The following is an 8,384-nucleotide window of genomic DNA, read 5'->3' as shown; positions in this document are numbered from 1 at the left end:
GATGAATCCCGCACGGGATTTGTGCAACAGAGCCGCGCGCCATCGCAGAAGTGCTGGAACTCTAGAGACCATTGTCGGCAACGGCCTTGACCAGCATATGTCTTGCACTGGCAGCGCTATGACGGAGCAACACCCGCATGATGAAAGACAAACGGACGGAACCACCGGGACGGGTGCGGTTCGTCCTTGGCGCGGCGGTCTTCCTTCTCCTGAGCGGTGCCGCGTTCTGGGCCATCGCCGCGTTCGTGGGAGACGGGATGCCCCGGTTCGATCCGCGGCTGGTCGCACCGGGCTCGTTGGCGCTGATTGCGCTGTTCCTCCTGGTTTATTTCCTGGCGGACGGGCTGCGGCTCTACTTCGTCCTGCGCGCCCTGGACGCGCCTGTGACCCTGGGCCAGATCATGCCGCTCGTGTTCGTGAACCTGTTCTTCTCGAACATCACGCCGTTGGCGACCGGGGGCGGCTTTGCCCAGATCTGGTACCTGCAACGCTGCGGTGTCGGTGTCGGGCTTTCGGCGGCGGCAACGACGATCCGGACGATCCTTGCCATGCTGGTGATCTTCGTCTCGGCGCCGCTGTTCCTCGTCTTGGCGCCGGAGGTCGAGATCGCTGGCAGCTCCGGCGCGCTGGCGAACACCATCGCCGGGGTGATCGCGGTGTACATGGCGGGGTTTCTCGTGCTGCTTCTGCGCCCGGCCTGGATGGTCGCCGTGTGCGAGTGGGGCCTGGCAGGGCTGCAGCGGATGCACCTGCTCGGGCAGGCGCGCCGCGCCGCATGGGCAGAGGCGTTGCGCCGTGAGGCCGGGTCCTTTTCGGACGGCTTCGGCCGGTTCCTCTCTGGTGCGCCGCAGCTATCGGTCTCGGCGGTGCTCGCGACACTGGCGTTCCTGCTTGCCCTCTTTGCAATGCCGGCGCTCCTCATGGCGCTGCTCGGGCTCGAGCCGGACTGGCTGACCGTGATCGGAACGCTCTCGGTGGTGACGTTCCTGATGTATTTCGCACCGACGCCCGGAGGGGCCGGGTTCTCGGAGTTGGCCTTCGCAGGGCTCATGGCCGGGCAGGTGGGCGAGGGGCAGCTGCTTCTTGTCATCTTCGCCTGGCGGCTCTTGACGATCTACCTCGGAATGGCGATCGGAGCGGTCGTGTCGCTCCGGATCCTGCGGCCGGGAAGGATATACACGTGAAGCACCGCAAGTTCCTCTCGCTGCTGCTTCTGGTCAACGTCTCCGTGCTGCTCGCGGTGCTGGGGTACAAGATCTACCTCTATGTCAACGCGCCCACCGGGAGCGCGCTGCTGGTGTCGCAGATCGAACGGATCGAGGAGGCGGACCGGGATCGCGAAACCCTGAGCCTTGCGGTGGTCGGGCAGGCCAACAATTCGATTGGCGTTTTCGAGAACGAGATCCTGCCTCGGATCAACGCGTCAGATGCTGATTTGATGGTTTCTGCGGGCAACATCGTCAGCGCCGGTGGCGAGGACAAGTACCGCGCCCTCCTCGGCACGCTGGGCCATCTGCGCAAGCCTTACCTGCTGACCTTTGGCCAGAACGAGGACGAAGAGTTCGGCGCAGGTCGGTTCTACCAGCGGTTCGGGCCCTATTTCTATTCCGTCAGCCTCAATGCGGCCCGATTGGTCTTTCTAGACGCCACCGGGCGCACCCCGACCGACTGGCAGGAGCGCTGGCTGCGCGACATTCTGCACGCGCGAGATGCGCGACCGATCCTCGTCTTCCTCGGGCACCCGTTGCTGGACCCGGTGCCCGACACCCTGTTCGAGCCCGACACGGGGGCCTGGTCCGAGCCGGAGGGCCGGGCGCGGCTTCTTGACCTGCTGGAGGAGCTGGGGGTCGACGTGGTGATCTCGGCCGGGGCGTCGACCTATTCCGACCAGACCGTCGACGGCATCCGCCACATCGTTACCGGCGGGGCGGGCGGGCTGGTGCTGAACGACGACACGAGCTTCTACCACTACCTCGAACTGGAGGTCGGGCCGGGCGGCGTCGATGTCGCCATGATACCGGTCGAGACCGCGCCGAGCCCGCTCGCCCGGCGGATCGAGGGGGTTTGGTTCTACATCTACGCGCTTTTCTACGTCGGAATCTGGAACTTCCTGCTGGGGTTCACGCTGCTCGTGCTGCTGGGGGTGTACCTCTACGACAAGCTGTTCCGCGACCGGAGCTATTATCCAAGCTACGACATGCCCGATCCGGTCGATCTCGGGCGTCCGATGCGCATCGCCATGTTCACCAACTCCTATCTGCCGTTCACGGGGGGCTTGCCGCTGTCGGTCGAGCGTCTAAAGCGCGGGCTCGAGGCACGGGGACACGAGGTCCTGGTGGTCTGCCCGTCCTATGGCACGACCCTGACCGAGCCGAGCGTCTGGCGCGTGCCGGCGCTTGCGCGCGAGGGCTCCATGATCCGGCTGGCGAACCCGTTCCACCTGCACACCTGGAGGCGCCTGAGGGAGTTTGCCCCGGATGTCGTTCACCTGCATCATCCGTTCTGGCTGGGAACGCTCGGGCTGCGACTGGCGCGTCGGCTCAAGGTTCCGGCAGTCTTCACCTATCACACCCGGCTGGAACATTTTGCGCATATCGTGCCGCTACCGGGCGCGCTATTCCGCAATGTCGTGGCACACTGGATCATCAACCGGTTTGCCAATCGCTGCGACAGCGTCATCGTTCCTACCCCTGTCACCCGCGATTACATACGCCTGATCGGCGTCGATGTGCCGGTGGACGTGCAGCCGACGGGGGTAGACACCGAGCTTTACTGCAGCCAGGTGCCCGAACGGTTGAGGGACCTGCGCCATAAGGTGAATCCCGACGGTCGCCTTCTGCTGGTGACAGCCGCGCGCCTGTCGCCGGAAAAGAACCTGTCTTTCATCCTCAGGGCGATGGCCGCCCTGCGGGATCGTGGCGCCCCCGGCTTCCGGCTCCTGGTACTCGGAGAGGGGGATGAACGGCCGAGGCTGGAGGCGATGATAGAGGATCTGGACCTGCAGGACTGCGTACGCCTTGTGGGGGCGGTGCCCTCGGACGAGGTGCCGTCCTGGCTGACGATCTCGGACATTTTCGTCTTTGCGTCGGCTGCCGAAACGCAAGGCATGGTGGTGCTCGAGGCGATGGCGGCGGGCCTGCCTGTGGTTGCCGTGAACTCCAGCGGCATTGATGCCTTCGTCGAGAACCGGGAGACCGGCTACGCGACGCCCGAGGACCTCGAGATCTGGACCGAGACGCTGCACGGGCTGATGGTCTCGAACACGAAGCGCGAGGTCATGGGCGGCGCTGCACGGGAAGCTGCGATGAAGCACTCCGTCGAAGCCTTCTCGGCCTCGGTCCTGACGATTTACGAGGCCGCCATATCCAGAAAGACCGCCAGTCAGAAGAAGGACGTGTGATTGGGTCCTGCTTTGCGCCGATCAGGCCCGCGCCCCGGGTCATGCCGAACGGATCACCGATATCCGCGCCGGGATCGACGTGCCGATCGTCGATGCCGAGGACTGGCAGACCCGCAGCAGCGGCATTGATGCGCAGAGCGGCGTGCTCGCCGTCGATTTCGCCAGTGGCGACCGGCTGCTGTTCGAAGGGCACGAGACCGCCGACATGATCGAGGCCTTTGTCACCTTCGGCTGACTGGCGCTCCCTTACCAGAAGACGAACAGGATTGCCGCCATCGCGAAGGCCAGAACCGCGCCCCAGAGACGGACGTCCAGCAATCCGCCATTGGCGCGCCGGTCGCTGGAGAAGGCGGCGCGGGCGTCCCAGATGACATCTTCGCCCGGTGCCTCGGTCTGCGGGAAGACGGTCCGCGACAGCACGGCATGCAGGAGGCAGGCGCCGATGGTCATGATCGACACGGTCACGGTGAAATGCAGCGGCCAGATGCCGACCTGCCCAAGCGCGAACAGCACCACGCCCAGAAGGTGCATCGAGATCATCGTGAAGAAGGCCGATTTCTCGCTGGCTTTCCGGTCGATGGCGCCAAGGAAATACACCGCGACGATGGGCGGCACGATGATCGAGAACGCCTGCTGCAGATATTGCCAGATGCCGCCCGCGTACTGGATCAGAGGCGCGATGCCCACGGCCACCACCATGAACAGCGCTGTGCAGAGCATCCCGTACTTGCGCGAGGTTTCCGGCTCGACGGGCTCTTCGGGCTTGGTGATGAAGTCATGCACCACCAGTGTCGAAGAGCTGTTGAGCGTGGAATCCACCGTCGACATGATCGCCGCGACGAGACCCGCAAGCACCAGGCCGGTCAGGCCGGTGGGCAGGATCTGCGTGATCATCACCGGGAAGACCATGTCCTGTTCCGGCAGGTCCGGCAGAAGCGGCACCGCCATCGCGCCCGGCAGCACCATGACGAACAGCGGGATGCACTTCAGCAGGCCGCCAAGGATCGCGCCGCGCTGCGCATCGGGCACGGAGCGCGCGCCAAGAACCCGCTGCACGACATACTGGTTCGTCACCCAGTACCAGAAGCCCAGCATCCACACCCCGAGGAACAGCCCCGGCCAGGGCAGATCGGGATCGTCCAGCGGCTTGACCATGTCGAGATGGCCTTCGGGCAGCGCCTCCTGCACCCGCGCCCATGAGAAATCCAGCGACTGGAACATCAGATACGCGGTGATCGAACAGCCCACCAGCAGGATGATCGCCTGAAGCACGTCGGTATAGACCACGGCCTTGAGCCCCCCCGTCGCGGCATAGCCCCCGGCGAAGAGCCCGATGGCGATGCAGGCCGCCCAGAGCGGCACCTGCGGGAAGAACGTCGTGAACACCACGCCCCCGGCATAGAGTCCGCCTGCGGTGTCGACGAAGACCGTGAAGAACACCGTCAGACCCGAGAAATACAGCCGCACCCGGCGCGAGTAGCGCTTGTCGAGCCATTCCGGCGTCGTTGTGACCTTTGATTTCAGGTAGAGCGGCGCGAAAATGAAGGCGAGAAGCAGCAGCGGGATCCCCGACATCCATTCGAAAGCCGAGGTCGCGATGCCGGTCGCATAGGCCGACCCGGTCAGCCCGATGATCGTGGTGGTCGAGATATTCGACGCGAACAGCGACAGCCCGATCGCACCCCATGTCAGCGACCGCCCGCCAAGGAACAGATCTTCGCCGGTTTTGGTCTGTTTTGAAACCCATATGCCGATGGCAATGACAATCACGAGATAGATCGCGATGACGGTCAGATCGAGGCTCGTGATTGCGCCCTGAACGGATTGCATTGGGTCTCCTTCGTTTTTCCACCTAGGGGAACTCTGGTCCGAACCGGGGGGTATCCGGAAATGTTCCAAGGTTTTTCAACTTTGAGGGGAAAATGGGCAAGGCGCGGATTTCTCGTGCAGGTTGAACTTTTGCGGGAATTTCCCGGAACCCTCCGGTATGCGGACCGTTGGCCTCACACGGGGTCGCAACAGCGTGACCGCATGGAACCCGATGCTTGACCAGAGCCCACAAACGCGCCCCGCAGCGCGACCAAGGGAGTTTGCCTGATGAACGACACCACGATGTTTCACCGCTGGGGCGTATGGGGGATGCGCGCTCTTGCGCTTGTCCTGATGATCTGGGGCGCGGCGCTGCTCTGGGTCGGCGGGCAGGTCGCGCTTGCCGGAGGCGCATGGACCTATGCCATCACCGGGGCGCTGATGCTGCTGGGTGGCCTGGTGCAGCTTTCCGGACGGCTGCGCGCCGGGGCGGCGCTGCTGGTGCTGGCGCTGCTGGTCACGCTGGGCTGGTCGGTCTTCGAGATCGCTGCCAAGGGCTTCATGCCCGCCTGGGGCATGGACCTCGCGGGCCGTGCCGGGCTGCTGACCCTGATCGTCGGGCTGGACGTGGTCCTGCTGCTGGTCGGCATGGCCTCGCCCTTCCGCGCCGGCTGGGCGCGCCCCCTGGGCTTCGGCGCGATGGCCGTCGGAGTTGCCGTCGTGGCAGGCATCGTTGCGCTACTCTGGGAGCGGCCTGCCTCGAGCTCCGGCACTGCCACGGCCTCCGAAGACACCGGCGGCGCAGCGCAGGCCGACTGGACCCATTACGGCGGCTCGCCGCTCGGGCAGGGCTATACCGAGGCGGGGCTGATCTCGCCCGCGAATGTGTCGGGCCTGACCGAGGTCTGGCGTTTCCGCACCAAGGATCTGCCGCCCTCGGACAAGGTGTCCTACTCGGCGCAGAATACCCCCGTCTACGCGGACGGGCGGCTGTTCGTCTGCTCTCCGTCCAACCATGTCTTCGCACTCGATCCGGCGAGCGGCGACCTGCTCTGGGGCTACGACCCCGAGGTGCCGGAAAAGGCGATGGAGCCGCTGTTCTCGGTCGCCTGCCGCACCGTGGGCTTTCATGATCCCGACACCGGGCTTGGTGCGGATGCGGCCTCGGATGAGGGCATGCCCGCCGCCGATGTCACCGCGCAAAGCTGCGGGGCCAAGGTGCTGGTCTCGACCGTCGATGGCCGCCTGACCGCGCTCTCGGCGGCGGATGGCGCAATCTGCGAGGATTTCGGAGATGGCGGCACCGTTGACCTGACCGAAGGGATGGGCATGCAGGTGTCGGGCTTTGCCTCGAACAGCTCCGGCCCGACGGTGCTGGGCGATACCATCGTGATCGGCCAGCAGGTGTCTGACAACCAGCAGCGCGATGCGCCCTCGGGCGTGGTGCGGGCCTATGACGCCAACACCGGCGATCTGCTGTGGGCCTGGGACGCGCTGCGGCAGGGCATCGCGCAGGAGCCGCTGGAAGAGGGCGAGGTCTATCCGCGTGGCACCCCCAACATCTGGAACGTGATCTCGGGCGATCCCGAGGCGGGGCTGGTCTATGTCGGCACCGGCAATTCGGCCAACGACCACTACGGCGGCACCCGCACCCCCGAGGAAGACCGCTTTACCGCCGCCATCGTCGCCATCGACATGCAGACCGGCGAGACGGTTTGGGATTTCTCCACCATGTCCCATGACCTTTGGGATTACGATGTCGGCGCGCAGCCTGCCGTGATGGATATGGAGATCGAGGGCGAGACGCGCCGCGTCGTGGTCGCCGCCGTGAAGACCGGCAGCATCTTCATCCTGGATGCCGCCACCGGCGAGCCCCTGCGCCCGGTCGAGAACAAGCCTGCGCCGCAGGGCAACGGCCCCCTTCCCGGCGACCGGCTGTCGGAAACGCAGCCCTATTCCACCTACTATCCCAACTTCGCCGGCATGCCGACGGACGGCATGCAGGAGCGCCTGACCGCCGCCCACACCTGGGGCATCGGCATGATCGACGAGGCCATGTGCCGCCGCGATTTCCTGAAGATGGACTATGACGGCACCTACACGCCCCCCTCGGACAATCCCGGCGGCGTGCTGCTGTTCCCCGGTGCCATCGGCGGGCTGAACTGGGGCGGCATAGGCCTCGATACCGAACGGCAGATCCTCGTCACCAACAACTCGCGGCTGGCGAACCACCTGACGATGTATCCGCGCGAAGAGGTCGACGCCCTGCCCATCGGCGAAGGCGGTCTGCATTACGCGCAGGAGATCGTGCCGCACTGGAAATCGCCCTGGGGGATCACCCGCCCGACCTGGCTCTCGGCGCTGGGGATGCCCTGCATCGCTCCGCCCTGGGGTATGATCAACGCCACCGATCTTGCCACCGGAGAGCTGCTCTGGAGCAAGCCGCTTGGCACCGGCTACGACAGCGGCCCCATGGGCATGCCGAGCCGTGTGAAGGTGCCGCTGGGCACGGCGAACCTCGGCGGGCCACTGATGACATCGAGCGGGCTGACCTTCATTGCCGCAGCGCAGGACAATTTCCTGCGCGCCTATGGCACCGAAAGCGGTCAGCTGCTGTGGCAGGGGAGGCTGCCCGCCGGCGGCCAGTCCTCGCCGATGAGTTACGTACACGAAGGGCGGCAGTATGTCGTTCAGGGTGCTGCGGGTCACTCGATGCTCAAGACCGAGATCGGGGATTATGTCATCGGTTATGCGCTGGAGACCAAGTAGGCCCGTGCATGGGTATATAGATAATCGAAACCATGCAGCTCGCGAGCTTTCTGTTCGCGAGCTGCCCAGCTTGGCAGACAAATCGCTGTTGTTGCGTTCCCTCTCTGACGACACGAAGGGCGGGGGCTAAGCCGCTCCGCGCCACTGGCGCGCGTGGCTGGTGTTGCGGTCCGGGACTCTTGGCAGGCCGCTGAAAAACTCCGGCGTCGACGGGCGTTGTTGCACAACCTGAGCCGGTGAGGATTCACAGCCGGAATCCAGCAAGTTAGTAAGGCATCATGCCGAAGCCGACGCCAACCCGCTACCGCACCACGAACTGGTCCGCCTACAATACCGCGCTGCGCAAGCGCGGTGAGATGCTGATCCACGGACCGGCAGGGCATTGCGCAGCAATGTCCCGTGTATG

General features: G+C 65.1%; 5 protein-coding genes. 4 read left to right on the top strand and 1 reads right to left on the bottom strand.

Features of this window, described 5'->3' with window-relative positions:
- Positions 1-137: 137 nt before the first annotated feature.
- The 3 genes from D6860_RS24915 (at position 138) to D6860_RS25415 (ending at position 3,635) form a co-directional block, all read left to right on the top strand.
- Positions 138-1,184 (top strand): lysylphosphatidylglycerol synthase transmembrane domain-containing protein, encoded by a 1,047-nt coding sequence (locus tag D6860_RS24915; protein WP_017469259.1) that lies wholly within the window; start codon positions 138-140, stop codon positions 1,182-1,184.
- Positions 1,181-3,400, top strand: coding sequence for a glycosyltransferase (locus D6860_RS24910; protein WP_076623614.1), 2,220 nt, complete (start codon positions 1,181-1,183; stop codon positions 3,398-3,400). The genes D6860_RS24915 and D6860_RS24910 overlap by 4 nt, the downstream gene beginning before the upstream one ends.
- Before the next feature lie 79 nt (positions 3,401-3,479).
- Positions 3,480-3,635 carry a hypothetical protein gene (locus tag D6860_RS25415; RefSeq protein WP_017467619.1) on the top strand — a complete coding sequence of 52 codons (156 nt, stop codon included), beginning with the start codon at positions 3,480-3,482 and terminating at the stop codon, positions 3,633-3,635.
- An 11-nt stretch (positions 3,636-3,646) separates the two neighbouring features.
- Here D6860_RS25415 and D6860_RS24905 read toward each other — a convergent pair whose 3' ends face one another.
- Positions 3,647-5,230 carry an SLC5 family protein gene (locus D6860_RS24905; protein WP_076623615.1) on the bottom strand — a complete coding sequence of 528 codons (1,584 nt, stop codon included), beginning with the start codon at positions 5,228-5,230 and terminating at the stop codon, positions 3,647-3,649.
- Positions 5,231-5,497: 267 nt separating this feature from the next.
- On the opposite strand from D6860_RS24905, the gene D6860_RS24900 reads away from it, so the two are divergent.
- On the top strand, positions 5,498-7,978 hold the full coding sequence (locus D6860_RS24900; protein WP_083697804.1) for a pyrroloquinoline quinone-dependent dehydrogenase: 2,481 nt from the start codon (positions 5,498-5,500) through the stop codon (positions 7,976-7,978).
- The last annotated feature ends 406 nt before the right edge of the window (positions 7,979-8,384 follow it).

This window comes from Salipiger sp. D13 (assembly GCF_003703915.1).
Taxonomy (GTDB): Bacteria; Pseudomonadota; Alphaproteobacteria; order Rhodobacterales; family Rhodobacteraceae; genus Salipiger; species Salipiger profundus.
The sequence above is the reverse complement of the archived record's forward strand: the minus strand, read 5'-3'. Positions and strand labels throughout refer to the sequence as shown.

Bases quoted from the DNA above. Each gene is read 5' to 3' on its own strand.
- D6860_RS24915 (WP_017469259.1), top strand. From the start codon at position 138: ATGATGAAAGACAAACGGACGGAACCACCGGGACGGGTGCGGTTCGTC.
- D6860_RS24905 (WP_076623615.1), bottom strand. From the start codon at position 5,230: ATGCAATCCGTTCAGGGCGCAATCACGAGCCTCGATCTGACCGTCATC.
- D6860_RS24900 (WP_083697804.1), top strand. From the start codon at position 5,498: ATGAACGACACCACGATGTTTCACCGCTGGGGCGTATGGGGGATGCGC.